Source organism: Wenjunlia tyrosinilytica (assembly GCF_014646055.1).
Classification (GTDB): Bacteria; Actinomycetota; Actinomycetes; order Streptomycetales; family Streptomycetaceae; genus Wenjunlia; species Wenjunlia tyrosinilytica.
On sequence record NZ_BMMS01000128.1, the window covers coordinates 1 to 1,791 of the forward strand.

The window sequence follows — 1,791 nt, forward strand, 5'->3', positions numbered from 1 at the left end:
TGGGGTTTGGCGATGGGGCCGAGGGTGTGGGCGACGTGGGTGCGCAGGTCGTGGGTGAGGGTGTCGGTTTCGGTGGCGGTGCCGCGCAGGATGACGAAGGCGACGATGGCTTGTCCGGTGGTGGGGTCGTTGGCGCCGACGACGGCGGCTTCGGCGATCTTGGGGTGGGAGACCAGGGCGGATTCGACTTCGGTGGTGGAGATGTTGTGGCCGGAGACGAGCATGACGTCGTCGACGCGGCCGAGGAGCCAGATGTCGCCGTCGTCGTCCTTTTTGGCGCCGTCGCCGGCGAAGTAGCGGTCGGTGAAGCGGGACCAGTAGGTCTCGCGGTAGCGCTGGTCGTCGCCCCAGATGGTGCGCAGCATGGAGGGCCAGGGCTGGGTCAGGACGAGGTAGCCGCCGTGGCCGTGGGGGACTTCGGTGCCGGTGTCGTCGACGACGGTGGCGGCGATGCCGGGCAGGGGGGTCTGGGCGGAGCCGGGTTTGGTGGGGGTCACTCCGGGCAGGGGGCTGATCATCATGGCGCCGGTCTCGGTCTGCCACCAGGTGTCGACGATGGGGCAGCGGTCGGCGCCGATGTGCCGGCGGTACCACATCCATGCTTCGGGGTTGATCGGTTCGCCGACGGAGCCGAGCAGGCGCAGGCTGCTCAGGTCGTGCTGGGCGGGGATGTGCTCGCCCCATTTCATGAAGGTGCGGATGGCGGTGGGGGCGGTGTAGAGGATGGTGACTTTGTATTTTTCGATGATTTCCCAGAAGCGGCCCTGGTGGGGGGTGTCGGGGGTGCCTTCGTAGATGACCTGGGTGGCGGCGTTGGCCAGGGGTCCGTAGACGATGTAGGAGTGGCCGGTGACCCAGCCGACGTCGGCGGTGCACCAGTAGACGTCGGTGTCGGGTTTGAGGTCGAAGACGGCGTGGTGGGTGTAGGCGGTCTGGGTCAGGTAGCCGCCGCTGGTGTGCAGGATGCCTTTGGGTCTGCCGGTGGTGCCGGAGGTGTAGAGGATGAACAGGGGGTGCTCGGCGGGGAAGGGTTGCGCGGTGTGCTGGTGGGGTTGGGCGTCGAGGGCCTGGTGCCACCAGATGTCGCGGTCTTTGGTCCAGGCCACTTCCTGGCCGGTGCGGCGCACGACCAGTACGTTGCGGACGTTTTCGGTGCCGGGGCGGGTGAGGGCTTCGTCGACGGCGGGTTTGAGGGCGGAGGGCTTGCCGCGGCGGTAGCCGCCGTCGGCGGTGATGACCACGCGGGCGTCGGCGTCGGTGATCCGGGTGGCCAGTGCGTCGGCGGAGAATCCGCCGAAGACCACGGAGTGGGGTGCGCCGATGCGGGCGCAGGCGAGCATGGCCACGACGGTTTCGGGGATCATGGGCATGTAGATCGCGACGCGGTCGCCGGGGTGTACGCCCAGGGCGGTCAGGGTGTGGGCGGCGCGGGCGACTTCGGTCTGGAGTTGGGCGTAGGTCAGGGTGCGGGTGTCGCCGGGTTCGCCCTCGAAGTGGATGGCGACCCGGTCGCCGAGGCCGGCGTGGACGTGGCGGTCGACGCAGTTGTGGGCGACGTTGAGCTCGCCGTCGGCGAACCAGGTGGCGAACGGGGGGTTGGACCAGTCCAGGGTCTGGCGCGGGGTGGTGGTCCAGGACAGCCGCTCGGCCTGCTCGGCCCAAAAACCCAGCCGGTCCGCCTCGGCGCGCGCATAGGCCTGCGCGGTCACATTGGCGTGCGCGGCAAGCTCGGCGGGCGGCTCGAAACGCCGCTCCTCCTTCAACAGGTTGGCCAGGCTCTCGTTGCTCAAC

Annotated in this window: 1 protein-coding gene; it reads right to left on the minus strand. The window is 69.3% G+C overall.

The features are described from left to right. On the minus strand, positions 1–1,790 hold a 1,790-nt coding region (gene acs, locus IEY86_RS35820), incomplete at its 3' end, for an acetate--CoA ligase (RefSeq protein WP_189136077.1). Position 1,791 lies beyond the last annotated feature (1 nt).